This window comes from Mesorhizobium sp. WSM4847, from assembly GCF_055811335.1.
Map to the genome: position 1 here is coordinate 172,255 of NZ_JBVVPY010000001.1, position 19,171 is coordinate 191,425.

21 protein-coding genes and 1 pseudogene are annotated in these 19,171 nt (G+C 61.6%); 13 read left to right on the forward strand and 9 right to left on the reverse strand.

Annotated features, from left to right (window positions below):
• Positions 1-22 precede the first annotated feature (22 nt).
• The 9 genes from AC0L28_RS00865 to rnhA all read left to right on the forward strand — a co-directional run bounded on the left by AC0L28_RS00865 (position 23) and on the right by rnhA (position 6,491).
• Positions 23-967 (forward strand): heme o synthase, encoded by a 945-nt coding sequence (locus AC0L28_RS00865; RefSeq protein ID WP_023799324.1) that lies wholly within the window; start codon positions 23-25, stop codon positions 965-967.
• A gap of 2 nt (positions 968-969) precedes the next feature.
• Complete coding sequence (locus AC0L28_RS00870) at positions 970-1,131, forward strand: hypothetical protein (RefSeq protein WP_077381685.1); 162 nt, start codon at positions 970-972, stop codon at positions 1,129-1,131.
• 8 nt (positions 1,132-1,139) lie between these two features.
• Positions 1,140-1,781: a cytochrome c oxidase assembly protein gene (locus AC0L28_RS00875; protein WP_031254967.1), complete on the forward strand. Its 642-nt coding sequence runs from the start codon at positions 1,140-1,142 to the stop codon at positions 1,779-1,781.
• A 1-nt stretch (position 1,782) separates the two neighbouring features.
• Positions 1,783-2,664, forward strand: a complete 882-nt coding sequence (locus tag AC0L28_RS00880) for a cytochrome c oxidase subunit 3 (RefSeq protein ID WP_027152361.1) — start codon at positions 1,783-1,785, stop codon at positions 2,662-2,664.
• Positions 2,665-2,746: 82 nt separating this feature from the next.
• Complete coding sequence (locus AC0L28_RS00885) at positions 2,747-3,133, forward strand: DUF983 domain-containing protein (protein WP_023799320.1); 387 nt, start codon at positions 2,747-2,749, stop codon at positions 3,131-3,133.
• Positions 3,130-3,885, forward strand: a complete 756-nt coding sequence (locus tag AC0L28_RS00890) for an SURF1 family protein (protein ID WP_473475013.1) — start codon at positions 3,130-3,132, stop codon at positions 3,883-3,885. Before AC0L28_RS00885 ends, AC0L28_RS00890 begins: the two co-directional genes overlap by 4 nt.
• A gap of 97 nt (positions 3,886-3,982) precedes the next feature.
• The gene (ispH, locus tag AC0L28_RS00895) at positions 3,983-4,993 is read left to right on the forward strand and encodes a 4-hydroxy-3-methylbut-2-enyl diphosphate reductase (RefSeq protein ID WP_023799318.1); all 1,011 of its coding nucleotides are present in this window, start codon (positions 3,983-3,985) and stop codon (positions 4,991-4,993) included.
• A 5-nt stretch (positions 4,994-4,998) separates the two neighbouring features.
• Entirely contained in the window at positions 4,999-5,961 is a 963-nt protein-coding gene (locus AC0L28_RS00900; RefSeq protein ID WP_473475015.1) for a homoserine kinase, read from the forward strand.
• Entirely contained in the window at positions 5,958-6,491 is a 534-nt protein-coding gene (gene rnhA / locus AC0L28_RS00905) for a ribonuclease HI (RefSeq protein ID WP_473475017.1), read from the forward strand. Before AC0L28_RS00900 ends, rnhA begins: the two co-directional genes overlap by 4 nt.
• 53 nt (positions 6,492-6,544) lie before the next feature.
• On the opposite strand, the gene AC0L28_RS00910 is transcribed toward rnhA, so the two are convergent.
• From AC0L28_RS00910 to AC0L28_RS00920, 3 genes are all read right to left on the reverse strand, one after another.
• A complete protein-coding gene (locus tag AC0L28_RS00910; RefSeq protein WP_128172266.1) occupies positions 6,545-7,024 on the reverse strand; it encodes a DUF2938 domain-containing protein in 480 nt (159 codons plus the stop codon).
• A 117-nt stretch (positions 7,025-7,141) separates the two neighbouring features.
• Positions 7,142-7,642, reverse strand: coding sequence for a peroxiredoxin (locus AC0L28_RS00915; protein WP_128172055.1), 501 nt, complete (start codon positions 7,640-7,642; stop codon positions 7,142-7,144).
• A 121-nt stretch (positions 7,643-7,763) separates the two neighbouring features.
• A complete protein-coding gene (locus AC0L28_RS00920) occupies positions 7,764-8,570 on the reverse strand; it encodes a protein-disulfide reductase DsbD domain-containing protein (RefSeq protein ID WP_128172056.1) in 807 nt (268 codons plus the stop codon).
• Positions 8,571-8,760: 190 nt separating this feature from the next.
• Here AC0L28_RS00920 and AC0L28_RS00925 point away from each other — a divergent pair, with 190 nt between their 5' ends.
• Positions 8,761-9,369: a YqgE/AlgH family protein gene (locus AC0L28_RS00925; RefSeq protein WP_023799312.1), complete on the forward strand. Its 609-nt coding sequence runs from the start codon at positions 8,761-8,763 to the stop codon at positions 9,367-9,369.
• Between the two features lie 128 nt (positions 9,370-9,497).
• Here AC0L28_RS00925 and AC0L28_RS00930 read toward each other — a convergent pair whose 3' ends face one another.
• The 3 genes from AC0L28_RS00930 to AC0L28_RS00940 form a co-directional block, all read right to left on the reverse strand.
• Positions 9,498-10,523 carry a transglycosylase SLT domain-containing protein gene (locus AC0L28_RS00930; protein WP_287341578.1) on the reverse strand — a complete coding sequence of 342 codons (1,026 nt, stop codon included), beginning with the start codon at positions 10,521-10,523 and terminating at the stop codon, positions 9,498-9,500.
• Between the two features lie 440 nt (positions 10,524-10,963).
• A complete protein-coding gene (locus AC0L28_RS00935; RefSeq protein WP_128172058.1) occupies positions 10,964-11,773 on the reverse strand; it encodes a class I SAM-dependent methyltransferase in 810 nt (269 codons plus the stop codon).
• 419 nt (positions 11,774-12,192) lie between these two features.
• On the reverse strand, positions 12,193-12,636 hold the full coding sequence (locus AC0L28_RS00940; RefSeq protein WP_473475021.1) for a nuclear transport factor 2 family protein: 444 nt from the start codon (positions 12,634-12,636) through the stop codon (positions 12,193-12,195).
• A gap of 217 nt (positions 12,637-12,853) precedes the next feature.
• On the opposite strand from AC0L28_RS00940, the pseudogene AC0L28_RS00945 reads away from it, so the two are divergent.
• Positions 12,854-12,949 (forward strand): annotated as a pseudogene (locus AC0L28_RS00945) (LysR family transcriptional regulator); the annotation flags it as partial.
• 39 nt (positions 12,950-12,988) lie between these two features.
• On the opposite strand, the gene AC0L28_RS00950 reads toward AC0L28_RS00945, so the two are convergent.
• Positions 12,989-13,867: a LysR family transcriptional regulator gene (locus tag AC0L28_RS00950; protein ID WP_236388000.1), complete on the reverse strand. Its 879-nt coding sequence runs from the start codon at positions 13,865-13,867 to the stop codon at positions 12,989-12,991.
• A 149-nt stretch (positions 13,868-14,016) separates the two neighbouring features.
• Here AC0L28_RS00950 and AC0L28_RS00955 point away from each other — a divergent pair, with 149 nt between their 5' ends.
• Both AC0L28_RS00955 and AC0L28_RS00960 read left to right on the forward strand, forming a co-directional pair.
• Positions 14,017-14,280, forward strand: coding sequence for a DUF4242 domain-containing protein (locus tag AC0L28_RS00955; protein WP_128167657.1), 264 nt, complete (start codon positions 14,017-14,019; stop codon positions 14,278-14,280).
• Positions 14,281-14,428: 148 nt separating this feature from the next.
• Positions 14,429-15,451 (forward strand): oxygenase MpaB family protein, encoded by a 1,023-nt coding sequence (locus AC0L28_RS00960; RefSeq protein WP_128172062.1) that lies wholly within the window; start codon positions 14,429-14,431, stop codon positions 15,449-15,451.
• Positions 15,452-15,596: 145 nt separating this feature from the next.
• Here AC0L28_RS00960 and AC0L28_RS00965 read toward each other — a convergent pair whose 3' ends face one another.
• Both AC0L28_RS00965 and AC0L28_RS00970 read right to left on the reverse strand, forming a co-directional pair.
• Positions 15,597-16,004, reverse strand: a complete 408-nt coding sequence (locus AC0L28_RS00965) for a DoxX family protein (protein ID WP_473475023.1) — start codon at positions 16,002-16,004, stop codon at positions 15,597-15,599.
• Between the two features lie 276 nt (positions 16,005-16,280).
• Positions 16,281-19,169, reverse strand: a complete 2,889-nt coding sequence (locus tag AC0L28_RS00970; protein ID WP_027152376.1) for an EAL domain-containing protein — start codon at positions 19,167-19,169, stop codon at positions 16,281-16,283.
• Positions 19,170-19,171 lie beyond the last annotated feature (2 nt).

Sequence of the window (19,171 nt, forward strand, 5' to 3'; positions counted from 1 at the left end):
GAATGATGGACTTTAAGTACGCATGGCCCTTGTCGACGACACATTGACTGACGAACCGGGCTTTCGCATGTCGGAAGCGACGGCGGGCGATTTCTTCGCACTGTTGAAGCCGCGCGTCATGTCGCTGGTGGTGTTCACCGCCTTTGTCGGCCTGGTCGCGGCACCTGTGGCCATCAATCCGCTTCTGGCGGTGATCGCGATCCTGGCTATTGCCATTGGTGCTGGCGCGTCCGGCGCGCTCAACATGTGGTACGACGCCGATATCGATGCGGTGATGACCAGGACCGCCAGCCGTCCGGTGCCGGCCGGCCGCATCCGGCCAGGCGAGGCGCTGAGTTTCGGCCTGGTGCTGTCGGTGCTGTCGGTGATGACGCTCGGCGTGCTGGTCAATTGGTTGTCGGCGACGCTCCTGGCCTTCACCATCTTCTTCTATGCCGTCGTCTACACGATGTGGCTGAAGCGCTGGACCCCGCAGAACATCGTCATCGGCGGTGCTGCCGGCGCCATTCCGCCGGTGATCGGCTGGGCCGCGGTGACCGGAACCGTCAGCCTGGAAAGCGTCGTCCTGTTCCTCATCATCTTCCTGTGGACGCCGCCGCATTTCTGGGCGCTCGCCCTCTTCAAGTCCGAGGACTATGCCAGGGCCGGCATCCCGATGATGCCGAATGTCGCCGGCCAGGCTTCGACCCGACGCCAGATCTTCGCCTATGCGCTGATCCTTGCGCCGGTTGGCGTGCTGCCATGGGCGCTCGGCTTCACCACACCCGTCTATGGCGTCCTTGCGGTGCTGCTTGGCGCCGGCTTCGTCTGGTATGCGTGGCAGGTGCTGCGGATGGCGGATGACGACCATGTGATGAAGCCAGCCAAGGCATTGTTCGGCTACTCGCTGCTCTACCTCTTCGCCATCTTCGCCATCTACCTTGCCGACTGCGTTGTCGGGCGCGCGTTGGCCACGGGCGGAGCATGACCATGGCCGACAAGAAGCTTGAACTCGTCACGCTGACGGAGCGCCAGCAGAAGGCCCGGCGCAACCGCTCGGTAGCCATCGGCCTGGCGCTGGCGGTGCTTGTCGTCATCTTCTACATCGCGACCGTCGTGAAATTCGGTCACAACCTCACCGGAACGATGTGAGGCTCAAGATGAACCGCCAAACAGTGACCAATCCTCAAAAGAAGAACACCAACCGCGTCGTCGCCGGCGTCTGCATCGCCTTTTTCGGCGGCATGATCGGGATGGCCTATGCCGCGGTGCCGCTCTACGCGATGTTCTGCCAGGCGACCGGTTACGGCGGCACTGTGAAACGCGCAACGCAGCAATATGCCGACCGGGTGCTCGACCGCGATATCACCATCCGTTTCGACGCCAACACGGCCGGCGTGCCCTGGCAGTTCGAGCCGGTCGCCCGCTCCGTCACCATCAAGATAGGCGAGACGGCGCAGGCGCATTATAGCGCGACCAACAAGTTCGTTCGCGCCACGACGGCCCGCGCGACCTTTAATGTGCAGCCGGAATTTGCGGGGTCTTACTTCAACAAGGTTGAGTGTTTCTGCTTTACCGATACGACGCTGAAGCCTGGCGAGACGCTGGACATGCCGGTCGTGTTCTATGTAGATCCCGACATCGTCAATGCGCCGGAATTGAAGGACCTGAAGACGATTACCCTGTCCTACACGATGTTCCCGGTCGAGAAGAACGAGAAGACCAAGCCGGTGGCGTCGACAGTGCCGGCCGAAGGCACAAGCAACAAAGTTTCACATACCGAACGAAGCCTCGGGGGTTGATATGGCAGACGCGCACGCAAAACCACAACATGACTACCACCTCGTCGACCCGAGCCCGTGGCCTTTCCTCGGCTCGGTCGGTGCGTTGGTCACCGCGATCGGCGGCGTCTGTTACATGCAGTATCTCAAGGGCGGCGATTTCCCGATCTTCGGCTTCAACATCGCCAATCCGTGGCTGTTCTTCATCGGCCTCTTGATCGTCATCTACACCATGTACGCCTGGTGGTCGGATACCATCAGGGAAGCGCATGAAGGCCACCACACGCGTGTTGTGTCGCTGCATCTGCGCTACGGCATGATCATGTTCATCGCTTCCGAGGTGATGTTCTTCGTCGCCTGGTTCTGGGCTTTCTTCGACGCCAGCCTGTTTCCCGGCGAGGCACAGCAATATGCCCGCGCCACCTTCACCGGCGGTGTCTGGCCGCCGAAGGGCGTTGAGGTCCTCGACCCCTTCCACCTGCCGCTCTACAACACCGTCATCCTGCTTCTGTCGGGCACTACGGTGACCTGGGCGCACCACGCGCTGCTTCATGGCGACCGCAAGGGGCTGATCAACGGCCTGGTGCTGACCGTCGGTCTCGGCATCCTGTTCACCATGGTGCAGGCTTACGAATACATGCACGCGCCGTTCGGCTTCAGGGATTCGATCTACGGCGCCACTTTCTTCATGGCGACCGGCTTCCACGGCTTCCACGTCATCATCGGCACCATCTTCCTGCTGGTCTGCCTGGTCCGCGCGATGAAGGGCGACTTCACGCCCAAGCACCATTTCGGCTTCGAGGCCGCCGCCTGGTACTGGCACTTCGTCGACGTAGTCTGGCTGTTCCTGTTCGCGTCGATCTATGTCTGGGCCTCGAGCGGCGCGGTCATCGAAGGCCACTGAAATCTTCCTGAGGAAATCGATGAGGCGGCTGCGGCGACGTGGCCGCCTTACCTTTTGGAGTGAAGGGCACTAAAGTATCGCAATGAGCGACGACAAGGCGATCTGGCCAGCAATCGATCCGATTTCGGCTGGCCTGCACGGCCGCTGCCCGCGCTGCGGCGAGGGCCGGCTGTTTTCCGGCTTCCTCACCGTCGGCGAACGCTGCGCCAATTGCGGCCTCGACTATTCCTACGCCGATGCCGGCGACGGTCCGGCGGTGTTCGTCATCCTGATCATCGGCTTCATCGTAGTCGGGCTGGCGCTGTGGATGGAGGTGACGCTCAGCCCGCCGCTCTGGCTGCATTTCCTGCTGTGGATACCGCTGACGCTGGTGCTTTGCCTGGGCGCGCTCAGGCTGATCAAGGGCGTGCTCCTGACGCTGCAATACCGCAACAAGGCGGCAGAGGGCAGGCTGGACCTCGGCGAATGAGCACGACATCCGCTTCGATTGCGGGCCGTTCGCGGCCGAAGACGGCATTGCTGCTTGGCCTCGGCCTCGTGCTGTTCTTCATCCTGCTGGCGCTCGGCACCTGGCAACTCCAGCGCCTGTACTGGAAAGAGGGTCTTCTCCATACCATTGACCAGCGCACGCACTCAGCGCCCGTGCCGTTGGCCGAGGTGGAAAAGCGGTTTGCCGCCAGCGGCGATGTGGATTACACGCCGGTGACGGCATCAGGTACCTTCCTGCATCAAGGCGAGCGACATTTCTTCGCGACCTGGGAAGGCCAGTCCGGTTTCGATGTCTTCACGCCCTTGCATCTGGAGGACGGGCGCTTCGTTCTGATCAATCGCGGCTTCGTGCCGTACGATCTCAAGGACGCAGCCAAGCGCCCGCAAAGCCAGGGTGCGGGCCAGGTGACGGTGACGGGGCTCGCCCGCAATCCGCTGCCGGCAAAGCCCTCGATGATGCTTCCCGACAATGATCCGCAGAAAAACATCTTCTACTGGAAGGATCGCGACGCCATGGCGGCCAGCGCCGGTCTGCCGGCAGGTGCGGGGCTGGTGCCATTCTTTATCGACGCGGACGCCACGCCGAACCCGGGCGGGCTGCCGGTCGGCGGCGTTACAATCATCGAGCTGCCGAACAGCCATCTGCAATACGCCGTAACCTGGTACGGCCTTGCCGCTGCCCTTGCCGGCGTCCTCATCTTCAGGCTTCGCCGCCCGGCGAAAGAAGAATGATCAGCACTGGTGCCCTTGACAGGGCAGGGGTGCGCACCTCATTTCGCGCCTTGAGTTCAAGACTTCAGTTCACGCTACGACCAACCGGCCGGGAATCATGCTTCACACGACGACAAAGCCACCGCTGACGATAAGGCTCTGCCAGCCGCGCGGCTTCTGCGCCGGCGTCGACCGCGCCATCCAGATCGTCGTCCTGGCGCTGAAGAAATACGGCGCGCCGGTCTATGTTCGCCACGAGATCGTGCACAATCGCTACGTCGTCGAGGGGCTGCAAAGCCTCGGTGCGGTGTTCATCGAGGAGCTCTCCGAGATACCGGCTGAGCATCGCCAGAGCCCGGTCGTCTTTTCGGCGCATGGCGTGCCGAAGTCGGTGCCGGCGGACGCCCAGGCGCGCAACCTCTTCTATCTCGACGCCACCTGCCCGCTGGTGTCGAAGGTCCACAAGCAGGCAATGCGCCATCAGCGGCTCGGCCGTCACGTGCTTCTGATCGGCCATGCCGGCCACCCGGAAGTGATCGGCACGATGGGGCAGTTGCCGGACGGCGCCGTCACCTTGATCGAGACCGAAGCCGATGCCGCGAATTTGGTGCCCGCCGACCCGCAGGCGCTCGGGTTCGTCACCCAGACGACGCTGTCGGTCGAGGACACCGCCGGCATCATTCGGGTGCTTAAGGATCGTTTTCCCGATTTGCATGCGGCGGCAGCGGAATCGATTTGCTATGCCACCACCAATCGCCAGGAAGCGGTAAAGGAGACCGCCGCGGGTGCCGATCTCTTCCTGATCGTCGGTGCTCCCAACTCCTCAAATTCGCGGCGTCTCGTCGAAGTGGCCGAACGCGCTGGCGCCTCGATGTCGCTTCTGGTGCAGCGCGCCTCCGAGATTCCATGGACCGAGATCGCCGGCATCTCGACGCTCGGCCTGTCGGCAGGTGCATCGGCGCCGGAAATCATCGTCGACGAGATCATCGATGCGTTCCGGCAGCGCTTCGAGGTAACCATCGAGCTGGCGGTGACGGCGACGGAAACCGAGGATTTTCCGGTGATGCGGGTGCTGCGCGACGTCGAGCTGACGGCCGCCGACATGGCTTTCGTCAACGGGGCCGCGTAAGGTTCATGGCGGTCTACACCGACGTCAACGAAGGCGAGCTCGGCGCGTTCCTGAAGGCCTATCCAGTCGGCGATCTCCTGTCCTACAAGGGCATAGCCGAAGGCACCGAGAACTCGAACTTCCTGCTGCACACGACCAGCGGCTCCTACATCCTGACGCTCTACGAAAAGCGCGTCGACAAGGCCGATCTGCCGTTCTTCCTCGGCCTCATGAGCCATCTCGCCAGGAAGGGCATTTCCTGCCCGCTTCCGGTGACCGCGCATGATGGCGACGTCATCGGAACGCTTGCCGGCCGGCCGGCGGTCATCATCACCTTCCTCGAAGGCGTTTCGCTGCGGCGGCCGACATCAGCGCATTGCGGCGAGGTCGGCAAGGCGCTGGCGGCGCTGCATCTGGCCGGCGCCGACTTTCCGATGACCCGTCCGAATGCCCTTGCCATCGATGGCTGGCGCAAGCTGTGGAGCGCCTCTCGCCCTCGCGCCGACGAGGTCGAGCCGGGACTGGCGGCCGAGGTCGATGCCGACTTCGCCGATTTCGAGAGGAACTGGCCGAACGGCCTGCCGGAAGGCATCATCCATGCCGATCTTTTCCCCGACAACGTCTTCTTCCTCGGCGAGAAACTGTCGGGGCTGATCGACTTCTATTTCGCCTGCAACGATCTCTACGCCTATGATGTCGCTACCTGCCTCAATGCCTGGTGCTTCGAGAAGGATTTTTCCTTCAACCTGACCAAGGGCACGGCGCTGCTTGCAGGCTACCAAAGCGTGCGGCCCTTGAGCGGCGAAGAGAAAGCTGCGCTGCCGATGCTGGCGCGCGGCTCGGCACTGCGCTTCATGCTGACCCGGCTTTACGACTGGCTGATCATTGCCAACGGCGGGCTGGTCGTGAAACGCGATCCGACCGAATATATCAGGCGTATGCGTTTCCACCGGGCGATCAAATCTTCTTCCGAATACGGACTGACATGACCAAGCGCGTCGAAATCTTTACTGATGGTGCCTGTTCGGGCAATCCGGGGCCTGGCGGCTGGGGGGCTGTCCTTCGCTTCAAGGGCGTCACGAAGGAACTGTCGGGCGGCGAGGCTGCTACCACCAACAACCGCATGGAACTTTTGGCCGCCATCTCGGCGCTCAATGCGCTGAAAGAACCCTGTGCGGTCGATCTTTATACCGACAGCAACTATGTCAAGGACGGCATTTTCAGCTGGATCGACGGCTGGAAGCGCAACGGCTGGAAGACCGCTGCCAGGCAACCGGTGAAGAATGCCGAACTGTGGCAGGCGCTCGACGAGGCGCGCAACCGTCATCAGGTGATCTGGCATTGGGTCAAGGGCCATGCCGGCCATCCGGAGAACGAGCGTGCCGACGAATTGGCGCGGCTCGGCATGGCGCCGTTCAAGAACAAGACGGCCAGGCCCGCGCCCGTTTCGGCTGGGGAAAACACCCAAGCCAAACAGCCGGCAGCCAGGAAATTGCGCCGCTCGACCCAAGGCTACTGACCAGTCTGGGCTACTGACCAGTCTGGACTACTGACCAGTCTGGTCCGCCATATTCAGCGGATCAGCAGCGCTGTGCCGAAAAGTCCGAGCGCGAACACAGTATGCGATACGAGGTTGAGGGCGCGGATCTGCATCGGGTTGGGGCGCTTTGACGCGGCCCAGCCGGCGCCCATGCCGGGCGCCAGCAGGAACCAGCCGGCGCCTACGGTGACGATGCCGAGGATGAAGGCCGGCAGGAAGGTCGGCGCGGCCAGCCACGCCGCTCCCGCCAAAACGGCCAGAACGATGCCGTAGACGATGCCGACAAAATAGTGGAAGGCCCAGCCCAGCGCCGATTCATACGCATAGGGTGCTGCCTCGCCGATATCGTCATGGAAGACCTTGCCGTCCCTCAGGTGCCAGACCCAGCGACCAACCAGTCCCCAGTTCGGCCGTGGCTGAGCAAACACCGTGTTCAGGAAAATCGCCCAGAGGTCCATGAGCGCCGTGGCGCCGATGCCGATCGCCACAGCGCGCCAGAAGTGGTCAAACATCATTGAGGTCCCCTAAAAGCAGGCAATTCCCTAACAGCGTTCTTTGCACGCCCAATTGGACGCGCGGCTGCCGAAACGAGCGCGATCGTCAGGCCAAAGGACCGCGGCAACCTCGGCCTATGCTGTCGCCAAAACGGAAAGCTGTCCGAGAATGTGAGCAGCACCGGATTCATCAACGCCAGGCTTTGTCTCGACATTGAGCGCGGCGACCCTGCCGTCGTCGACGATCATCGAAAACCGCTTCGAGCGCAGCCCCATGCCACCGCCGGAAAGGTCGGCGTCGAGACCGATCGACTTGACGAAATCGCAATTGCCGTCGGCAAGATAGAGGATCTTGCCTTCACCGCCGCTGAAGCGGGCCCAGGCGCCCATCACGTGAACATCGTTGACGGCGACGACGGCGATGGTGTCGACGCCGCGCGCCAGGATGGCGTCGTAATTATCCAGAAAGCCGGGCAGATGGTTGTTGGAGCAGGTCGGCGTGAAAGCGCCGGGAACAGCGAACAGCACCACCTTCTTTCCCGAGAAAATCTCGGCCGTCGTGATCGCTTTTGCGCTGTCGGCAGTCATCGTCTTGAAGGTCGCTTGGGGCAGCTTGTCGCCAACGGCAATCATCATCGTGGTCCTCGTTTTGACAAATGGAAGGGAGTGTCCTTGCGATAGCGAATTCAGCCGTTTCCCGCAACTGTCGGGGTGGCCGGAGCAAGGGATGTTCGATCTGAACATCCTTTGCTGGGGATCAAGGGAACGGCAGCAGGCCTTCGACGGCGCCGGCCGCAGTTGTCAGCGTGTAGTAAAGTCCGCCATCCGTCGGCGTCGTCGTCGGTCTGTCGAGGATCGGCACGGTAAACACCAGCTTGCCGTCCTTTTCGCTGCGGGCCGGCACGCCGAACATGTAGTCCCGCTCGCCGGCGACGAAGAAATCCGCTGCTTTGGGATTGCCCGGAAAGCTCGCCTCGACAATCAGTGTCGCGCGGTCGCCCGGCAGGATATTGACGCCGAAATCGGGTCTTGCGGGAGCAGGCAGCGTTGCAAGCGCCGCCTTCACCAAAGCGGCGTCTTCGACATTGTCCGGATCGGAGCCCGGATCGATGGTCAGCTTTGTTTGCACCGGGATGCAGATCGTCTCACAAATTCCGAGAAAGATATCGGCAACGATGACGGCCGGCTCGTTCGGCGCCGACAGCGTGAACGTTACCGGCAGCGAAACCGGATGGTCGTAGCCGGCCCATTTGCCGGAGCCGTCGTCGTGGCGCTGGGGTGGTGGAAACGAAAACGTCGCGTTGGCAATGTTGGTGCTGGCCGAGATATCGATTTGCGGCGGCACGCCCGCGTCGCCCGGATCGCGCCAGTAGGTTTTCCAGCCAGGCTTGAGCGAAATATCGAGGACGCCATGGATGCGTCCGGCTGTGTCGGGCTTGCCGCTGGTCACAAGGCGTACTTTGCCGCCTTCGCTTTCGTACCAGATCGACGAGGAGGCTGCGGCGGGAAGACCGGTTCCACATCCGACAGCGGCGCTGAGCAACAGGACCTTCAAGCTTTGCATGGCGGTGATTTGAGCGTCCGTTCATGGCTGCGCAATGACTTCATGGCGTCGCTGCTATCATATTTGCGTGACCTCGGGCACAGCTTTGTGTGACCTCGGGCACAGCTTTGCGTGCCTTGGATGCACATCTGCGACCAAATCGCGCGCGGCGCATCTTTTCGGCGCTCCAGAAACGCGTTACGCTCCCCTCATGGACTTGTTGCGCCACAAGAAGATGGCTGCGGGACGCGGCTTTCTCGACGACCAGTTCCTGATTGCCATGCCCGGCATGAAGGACGACCGATTCACGCGCTCCGTCATCTATATTTGCGCGCACAGCGACGAAGGCGCGATGGGCCTGGTCATCAACCAGACGCAGCAGATGCTGTTTCCGGATCTGCTCGTGCAACTCGGCATCATGAACGAACAGGAGGCGATCCGCTTGCCCGCGCAGGCCCGCGACTTCGTCGTCCGCAACGGCGGACCGGTGGACCGCAGCCGCGGCTTCGTCCTGCATTCGGGCGACTACCGGGTGGAATCGTCGCTGGCCGTCTCCGACGACATTTGCCTGACCGCGACCGTCGACATATTGCGCGCCATTTCGTCGGGCCGCGGGCCTCGGCACGCGCTGATGGCGCTCGGCTATTCGGGCTGGGGCGCCGGTCAGCTGGAAAGCGAAATCGCCGAGAACGGTTGGCTGACCTGCCCGGCAAATGCGGAGCTTCTGTTCGATACCGACATCGAACGCAAATACGACCGGATACTCGCTTCGATCGGTATCGACCTCGCGCATCTCAGCCTGGCCGCCGGTCACGCCTAATGCATGTCGCGCAAAAGTGTGTAGCGGTTTTGCGATAGCGACATGCATAAAACGACAACCTAAAAGCGCGTCGCGTGAGGCCGATCAACGCGACGCGCTTTAGAAGTGAAAACCCGATACCTGGCTGGTTACCGCCGCATTGCCATCGCCAGCCGTTTGCCCAGATCGTAGACGAGATTCTCGAAACCCGACGTCCAGGACAGGTCAGCCTGTTTCACGCGCGTTTCGACATCGCTGTATTTGCCGATGCGGGCTTCCAGGAAGGAGCGCAGGCGCTGGCGAAACTGGCCGACGGTGAGCTGTTTTCCCTCGGCCTTGAAGATCGCAATATTGAAGCGTGCCGCCTTGGGGAAGATTGTGCTGGCCGTGGCATTGGGCTTCTCATCGGCATTCGACAGGAGCGCTGCTGCCCCGTTGGTGCCAAGGAAGTGGGGGAGGTAGAGATCCCTTTCATCCATGGCCTTCTCAAGACGAGCTTCGATGCGTTGCTTGGCCGCAAGAAGGTTCTTTGCCGCAAGTGCCGCCGACAGATAGGGATCGCGCCTGAATTCAAGGATGCGCTGTTCTTCGGCCTTGTCCTCGACGAAATGGTATTCGCGTTTGCCCTCGGGGCGGGTCCGTATCAGTTCCGCTTCGTCGCCCAGGCCGAATTCTGCACCGTGCTTCTTCACCGCCTCGAGCCATGTCTGGTCGAGGAATTGCATAAGACCAAGCGCCGACCCTTTAGACGGGCGATTGTTGATGTCGAAAGAGGATTCCTTTTCGGCGATCGCAAAAAGCGTATCGGCAGGAAATTGGGTGTCCTTGGCTGCACGAAGGATTTCGCTGGCGATGTGCTGCGACACCTTGTACTCGCCGAACTCGTGCATCGACATGCCGATGACGATCTGTTCCGCGCCTTCGGAAAGGATGGAGACGGTGCCCTTCAATGCCTCGGCCAGCGTGCGTTCTCCCTCGCGTCCAGAGGTCGATATGGTGTCTGGATCGATGATGTCGAACTCGGGCGCGGCCGAGGGGAAACTCAGAGCCGAGAACGGAACAGCAGTGGCAACCGCGGCTTCGGTCACGCCGTTGACCAGGACTCCCGAATAGACCGGCCATGGCATGGCTGCCACGGTCGCCGCCAGGCCAAGCCCCGCCATCCTTTTCGACAAAGGCCGTCCGCCCGAAAGGACGAAGGCTCCGCAAGCAAAGAATTCAAATGTTCTTTGGAGTGACGCCAGGTCCCCCTCCGTTCCTTGCCTAGCCGCCCAGATATTTTGGGGCAGGTCTATTTCCAACGTTGAGCCGTCAACGTCGAAAAAGACAAGAAGAACGGTCAGTGCTTCATTCAACTAGTCATGGATAATGGCGGCACAATGGCCACAGTGCGGCAAAATAATTCGAAATGTAAAACAAGCTGGTTTTAATCGAGGGCTGCGTAGCCGATGCGTTGCTTGTGAAGCCTCTCGATTGGCGAGCAGAAATTTCCCTGAGGTGGTCTGCCCTCGACCGCAGCCGGGCAATCCTTTCGGTTCTCGAACGGCAGATTGTGAATGAGCAGCCATTCTCGGCACAATACTCGATCGAACGAGTTCTCCGTTGGTGAGATCATTTAGCCTTTGGCTGTCGCCAGATTGGTGCTGAGCTCGAAGGCCAGTCCCGACCCGATGGTGTATGGCTGCAGCACGGGCGCACTCCCGCTCACGATCGCCTCCACGACGCGCTTGCGTTCCTGATCACCCAATTCCTTGGCTGACGAACTCATCCCGACCAGCGCCATCGTATTCAAATGCAGGAAAGGTACGCCTTCCCCGAAATGGATGGTGCGCGAAACAATCCTCGATCGGACCTCGTGGAAGCCGGCGTCTCGCAGCAGCGCCTCAAGCGGAGCCGCTTCCCCGAAGCTGTACCGCTGATCGGCGATGGCGCCCAGATGACGCTCCGCGACGCGGCGCAGGTCGCGAAAGAACGGAATTTCGTCGTCCGGGCGCCACGTGGCGATTGCCAGCCTACCACCCTTCGTCAGCGCGCGACGCATCTGCGCCGCCGCCGCGGGTTTGTCAGGAAAGAACTGCAGTCCTTGCTGGCAGACGACCACGTCGAACGTCTCACCACTACGCAGAGGCAACTCGCCGGCATTGCCCTGGCGCCAGTCGACGGCTGGTTCTACAGCCCGCGCCACGGCAAGCATGTCCGCGCTGACGTCGACACCGACGATAAATCCGGCTCCACCGAGCCGCTCTCTTGCAACGCGCGCCACTATTCCTGTTCCACAAGCGATATCGAGTACGCGATCGCCCGAAGACAATTCCAACTCGTCAAGAGCCATCTCGGCCCATGGACGGAAGAGAGGGCCGACGAGCCACCGCTCGTACATCTCCGGGAAACTTACCTGGTTCATTGCGTAGCTGGGCAAGGTCATGATCGTCCTCCCTCAAATTTCCATCCGACCATTGTGACCCTTCACCCGCGCTAGATCCAACGGGACCCATCGCACCTGAACAATCTATGCGGCTTTCGGGCAGTCAGGCTCGCATAGGCGATGCGGCCGGAGAATGAGGGTCCGCGCCTGGCGTTTCGAGGATCCGCAAGGCGCGATCAGGCTCGGCAACGTGGCCCTGACTTCAGGCGTTGCTTTCAGCCGTTTTCAACCGTCTGTAGCGAGCAGGGCGCATGACTATGGCAGATCTACTCCACCGGCACCAGCAGGTGCTCGCAAGGCGCATCGGGCCACGTTTGGCGCCATAAAATGACGTTTTGCATCGACGAGAAGCGAAAACCCTTCAGCGGGCTTTGGACCAACTGCCAGAGCGCTCCGCCGGGATGGCAACACTCTTCGCATCACGCGGCTTCGCCGCGTGCAAGGGCCGCCGCCTGCTCCAGGCTCACGCCCTTGACCAGGGGGTCAGCGTGCCGATGCACCAGGCGCCATTCCGCCTCTTCGCGGCGATAGACCAAGGTAACCCGCAGCGGCCAATCCTGGGCTGGCAGACCGCCGACCTCGACGTGCGGGCGTTCAATGATCGCGAGGACCACCATGTCGGCGGAACCATAGGCTTGCAGAAGTTCGTGCTCGAAGGTCCCGTTCTTGAAAAAGCGGCCCATCGCCTCGATCCGCTCCGCAGTCAGTTCAGAAGCCCGCGTGGGCCTTCCGCCGAATGGAGACATCAGCAGGAAGTCCCCGGTACGTGGGATCACCTCGTAGTACTTCGTTATCTCCCCGCGCATCAGCGCCGAATTTGCTTCCGCAGAACGCTCGACGAGATCGGCAACCGTCTGGTCCATGGCAGGCTCCGCAAGAGCCTGTGCCGAGGCGTTCGTTAATCTTGCAGTTTCTGACAATGCCACGCCAGCGCTTGCTGCGGCGAGAAGGGAACGTCGCGATACTGGCATGCGGGTGCTCCTGCATCTGTTTCCGATGCGAAGCGCGCCTTGCGCTGCTCCGCTTGCTCAGGAGATCGCACTTCGATGATGCTGAATCCAGTGATATGATTTCATCGACATGCTGAACAGGATTGATCTCAACCTCCTCGTTCTGTTTGAGATCGTGCACGACGAGTGCCACGTGGGCCGAGCGGCCGAGAAGTTGAATCTGACGCATCTCAAATCAGCAAAGCTCACGCCTCAGCATAAACGCCTAGCCCGGCCAATCGAACGTCTGGGCAGCTCGGACCATTGCCGCCGTCGCCGGGCTATAGGGCCGGCCGGGAATGCTAGCCAGGGACACCGTGCGTGCCACCGCGGGTTCGATCAGCGGACGCTGCAAAAGTTCAGGCGATGTCACCGAATATTCAGGCATGAAGGCGAAGCCGATCCGCGCCAGCACCATTGATTGGATCCAATCCTCGCGCTCGGAACGAAAGCGGGCATAAAGGCTGACGTTTCTTTCCCGGCACGCACCCATTACCAGGTCCCGCATTTCGCAGGACAGACGATCGACATAGGGTTCTTGAGAGAGGTCGACCAACTTGATTGCATTCAGGCTCGCAAGCCGGTGATCCGGCGCGAATACGACGACGTAACGCTCACTGTAGAGATCATGGACGCGGAACGCCGCTCCCAATCCCTCCAGCGGATTGAGAACGGCAAGATCGAGATCGCCTTGCTCAAGCCTGTTTTTCAGTTCCTGAACGCTCGCCTCGCTAACTTCAAGCTCGACGCCATGATAGTCGCGCTGGAACTTTGCGAGGAACCGGGCGAGTTTCACATGGCCGATGGTCGACATGACGCCGAGGCGGATCGGCACCTGGTTGAGCAACCTGAAATTGTCGGCAAGCGTTCTGGTTGCGTGGGCCTCCTGCATGATCTGCTGAAGATGCGGCAGAATGGAGCGTCCGAACTCACTCAGGAGGACGCGCCTTCCCTCGCGGTGGAACAAGGGCGCGCCAAGCTCATCCTCGAGCGTCTTGACCGCTTTGGTGAGCGCCGGCTGAGACACGTTGCAATCAGTGGCGGCCTTGGTGAAGTTCAGCATCTTCGCGGCGGCAAGCACGTAGCGGACCTGAAACATCTCCATGGCGAGCCCTCCCGAGGCGGTTCCACGAAACGACATTGTAATCCTTTCATCGATAACTGTCGGCTATCGATCGATAGAAAAAATGTCGTTCTCTTTCGCCCGCCGCTGCATTCAACTCTTGGGGTCACTGTTCACAGGAGGAGAAGGAAATGACTGTCTACATGGTGGAACGCGATCTCAAGGGCATCAGCATGGAAGCGCTGGGAGATGCGCAGAAGGCGGCGATCAGCAAAGCCGCCGAGATGGCCTCCCACGGCACCGACATCAGCTACCTGCGCTCGACCTTCGCACCGGAGGACGGGCGCTGCATGTGCCTGTTTGACGCTGCCTCCGATGTCGACGTGAAGCGTCTAAACGACGAGGCGGGGCTGCCCTATCACAGAATCGTGCCGGCGCTCGATCTTACCCCATAGGGCCGGCGCGACCGGGCTCGTGATGACTGTCCGGGCGGTGTTCTTGCGGAGTTATGCAGCGCGCCAGTTTGAATCTTTGGAACGACGGAAGGGCCAAGTCGTTCGTGCTGCATCCGCCAGCCACACGCGTTGCCAGGAGAGTCGGAGCATGTTTGGCAATTCGGGCACCCTTCCTCTGCCTCGCCTGCTTGAGCGTCGTGTGGACACCCTTGCGCAGTCGTTCATGCGCCAGCGGCTCGGATCGCAGATGGACTTCTCGACCCCGCAGGGCGAGCCGGCGCTGTTGCCGCCCAGCTCGGTGTCGTGGCGTATTTTCAAGAACCCGGTTGCGCTTTTCATCGGCGGGGTTACGGCGGTGCTGCTCGAATTGGCAGAGCCGCGGGTTCGCGACGCCATTTGGCAGCACAGCACATTCCGCTCCGACGCGCTCCGACGATTACGGCGCACGGGCCTCGCCGCCTTGGTCACGGTCTACGGTCCCCGGACCAAGGCCAAGGCCATGATTGAAGGTGTCGTCAGGAGGCATGGGCGCGTTTCAGGCCGAACCAGCGAAGGTGAGCCATACCACGCCACCGACCCGGAGTTGCTGGACTGGGTGCAAGCGACGGCCGGGTTTGGCTTCATGGAGGCCTATCACATCTATGTGCATCGACTGCGTTTTTTCGAACGAGATGCGATGTTTGCCGAGGCTCGCCCCGTCGCGCTTCTCTATGGTGCGGTTGGCGCGCCCACGTCGCAGGCCGAGCTTTACGCGCTGTTCGACGTGATGAGGCAAAGACTCGTCGCATCGCCGATCGTCCTGGAATTCCTGCAGATCATGGAAGACGTTCCCGTCTTGCCGGGGGTGGCTCAACCGCTTCAGCGGCCATTTCTGAAGGCAGCTGTCGAGATCCTGCCCCGCTGGGTCCGCAAGCGGTTGGCACTCGGCGACCACTGGACGTTGAAGCCGTGGGAGCGTGCTTTTGTGAAGACGACGGCTGCAATCTGCGAGAGCATCGTGCTCCCTTCATCTCCGGCCGTCCAGTCGAGCCGTCGCCTCGGTCTTCCCGAGAACTATCTCTATCGCCGACAGAAGGCACCTAGACACGAGCAGCACGGTCGCGATCATGCGGGATTTGATGCCCGCATAAGGGAAAGCGACGGGTTAAAAGTGCGGCAATGGCCGCCCTAAGGGCGCGTATCTCGTGTTGGGGAATGTCCAGCGAAGGGCCCGAAAGCGACGATCAGCGGAGCCGGAAATTCCTATCATTTCGACCTGGCAGGCTGTCGGACATGCTCCGCTGGTAGCCGCCCAGCAAGTTCCCTCGCGATCCTGTTCAGGGCGTCGCGAGGCCGGTCCCGCGACGGGCCGCATCGACGCTCCACGCGCCGCCTCCCGCGAAAAAGAAGTACAGGAAAATGAAGCAGTAGAGGATCGACGAGTCGCCGTCGTTGACAACCGGAAAGAAGTTTTGCGGCGCATGCGCCATGAAATAGGCGACCGCCATGTTGCCGGACAGAATGAACGCGACGGGCCGGGTGAAGAGTCCGAGGGCAAGCAGCGCGCCTCCGATCAGCTCGATCAATGCCTGGATCACAATAAGCCCCGACAGTTGCATCGGCTCGGGCGCGGGCGGAAAATTGAAGAGCTTTTGAGTTCCGTGCTCCAGAAACAGCAGCGCCGACATGATCCTCACGACGTTTAACCACACCGGAGCCCAGGCAGAAATCTTGTCGAAATTCATCAGTTGGGCCTCCATCATGACCCGGTGATTCCGGGCAGCAGGCTGAATTATCAGCGGGTCCGCTCTTCGCACCGATTTCGCGAAGTCGGTATGATGCACAGCGCGAGCCGCAAACCAATACTCCCAGTTCACAGTCGCGTGACCTCTGGTCGTGCTATTGATGGAGTGCCGAGCCGCGGGAAGCGAGACCTTGCCGATGCGCTTCAGCGGGTGCCAATCGCCAGGCTCATGCCGCCCAAAAAGGGCAGCGGTTTTGGGACAACGACATGAACAAGATCAAGCCCGGGTCAGCGGATACTGTTCCTTCAGCGTCCTCAGCACCTGATCACCGGGCATCGGCGCGCCGAACATGAAGCTCTGCACATATTCGCAGCCCATCTGGCGCAGTTCGAGCGCATCGCTTTCGTCCGAAATGCCCTCGGCCACGACCGAAAGGCCAAGTTCATGCGCCATGTTGACCATCGATTTGAGCAGCACCGCGCGCTTCGGTGTCGTGTCGTCGACAAAGCTCTTGTCGATCTTGATCGTGTCGAAGGGAAAGCGCGTCAGATAGGCCAGCGATGAGTAGCCGGTGCCGAAATCGTCCAGCGACAGGCCGATGCCAAGCTTCTTCAGCTTGTTCAGCACATGGGCTGTCTGCTCGGGATTGTCCATCACCAGCGATTCGGTGAGCTCGAGTCGGAAACAGCGCGGCTTCAGATTGGCCCGCGCGATCACCGAGCGGACGTCGCTGACCAGATCGCGGCGGATGAGTTGTCGGCTGGACAGGTTGACCGAAACCGACAGCGGCGCGTCGCCGATCTGCTTTTGCCATCCCGCCAGATCTTCGGCGGCCTGTTGCATGGCGAACAAGCCAAGCTGCACGATCAGGCCGCAGCTCTCGGCGACCGGGATGAAATCGCCTGGCGGGATCATGCCGCGACGCGGATGATCCCAGCGCAAAAGCGCCTCGAAGCCGGCAACACTGCCGTCTTCCAGCCGCACGATCGGCTGGTAGGCGAGTGTGAATTCGCGCCGTTCGATGGCGCGGCGCAGGTCGGACTCGAACTGCAGCCGGTCGGTGCCGACGGTCCGAAAGGCGGGTCGGAACGGTTCGATCCTGTCGCCGCCAAAACGCTTGGCCTGGTGCATGGCAAGCTCGGCGTCCTTGACCATGTCCTCGGCCGAACTCTGCGCCGAGGTCCAGGTGACCAGACCGATCGAGGCGGTCAGCACGATCTCGCGTTTGGCAAAGGTAATCGGATTGTTGATCGCATGCTTGATGGCATCGGCAACGGCTGCGATGCGGGCCGGGTCCTGCTCGGAAAGCAGCATCAGCGCGAACTGGTCGCCGGCAAAGCGCGACAGCGAATCCTTCGGCTTGAGCAGCCGGTGCAGCCGGCGCGCAACAGTGAGCAGGATGGTATCGCCGGCCGAGATGCCGAGCCCGTCATTGACCTGCTTGAACCGGTCGATGTCGATGACGAAGACGGTGGGACGGACCTTCTCTTCGGTGCGCGCGATCGAGATGATCGCCTCCAGCCGGTTCATAAGCAATTCCCGGTTCGGCAGGCCGGTCAGATTGTCGTGCACGGCATCGTGCAACAGCCTCTCCTCGGACTTCTTCTGCTCCGTCACGTCGACCATGGTGCCGACGCAGCGGATTACCTCGCCGTCCGATCCGATCACCGGCCGGGCGCGCAGCGAAAACCAGTGATAGTGCCCGTCGGCGCCGCGCAGGCGGAAATTCTGCGACACCCGGCCGCGCCGGTGTTCGAGCACCACGTCGAGCGTCGTACGGAAGGTGTCGCGGTCGTCGGCATGGAGTACAGGCAGCCAGTTGCGGGCAGCGCCGCCCAGGCTGTCGGGCGCAAGGCCAAGCTGGATGCTGACATCCGGCCTGGTGACGACGCGGTCGCGCATCACGTCCCAGTCCCACACCGTGTCGCCCGATCCGGCCACGGCCAGCGCCTGCCGTTCGAGATCGGAGAATAGGCCCTGATGCAGCGCACCGCCGGCAAAGGCGTGCTGCATGACGGTGAAGCCGATGAGCAGGATGATGAGGATCAGCCCGCCGCCCAGTGCCGGCTGGGCGATGTCATTGTCGAGCATGCCGGTGATCGCCATCCACGACCCGCATAGCCACAACAGGACCATGACCCAACTGGGCACCAGCATGATGGCACGGTCGTAGCCGCGTATGCCGAGGAAGATGATCAGGCCGAGACCGGTCAGCGCGGTGGCGGCGAAGGACAGCCTGGCGATGCCGGCCGCGACCGCCGGGTCGACGATTGCAACGCCGGCGATCAGCAGCAGCCCCAGAATCCAGACCAGAGCGCCGTAGCTGAAATGGCCGTGCCATCGGTTAAGGTTGAGATAGGCAAACAGGAACACCACGAACGTCGCTGCAAGCGCCACCTCCGTTCCGGCCCGCCACATCTGCTCGTTGCCGGGCGATATTTCCAGGACCTTGTTGAGAAAGCCGAAATCGATGCAGATATAGGCGAGCACCGCCCAGGCGAGTGCTGCGGTTGCCGGGAACATCGAGGTCCCCTTGACGACGAAAAGGATGGTCAGGAACAGCGCCAGGAGGCCGGCGATGCCGATGACGATGCCGCGAAACAGCGTGTAGGAATTGACCGAATCCTTGTAGGATTCCGGCTCCCAAAGATAGACCTGCGGCAGTTTGGGCGACGCCAGTTCGGCAATGAAGGTGATCACCGTTCCGGGGTTCAGCGTCACCCGGAACACATCAGCGTCGGGGCTGCTCTGGCGGTCAAGCGCGAAGCCCTCGCTGGGCGTGATCGCGGCAATGCGGGTCGAGCCGAGATCCGGCCAGAAGATACCGGAATTCACCAGCCGGAAATGCGGTGCGACGATCAGCCTGTCGAGCTGCTGGTCGGTGGTGTTGGCAAGCGCGAACACCGCCCAGTCGCCGGTCGAGCGCGCATCATTGGCCTCGACCTCGATGCGCCGCACGATGCCGTCCGGTCCCGGAGCAGTCGACACCTGAAAATTCTCGCCCTGGTTGCGGTAGATTTCGACGGCGCCCGAAAGGTCGAGCGCCACGTCGTCGCGAGCAATCTTGATCGGTTCGACGGCGAAGGCCGAAGACGCCGCGCAGAGCACGACGATTGCCGTCAGCACAAAGGCGAACAACGACCCGATTCGCAGGAAATTCGTCAAAA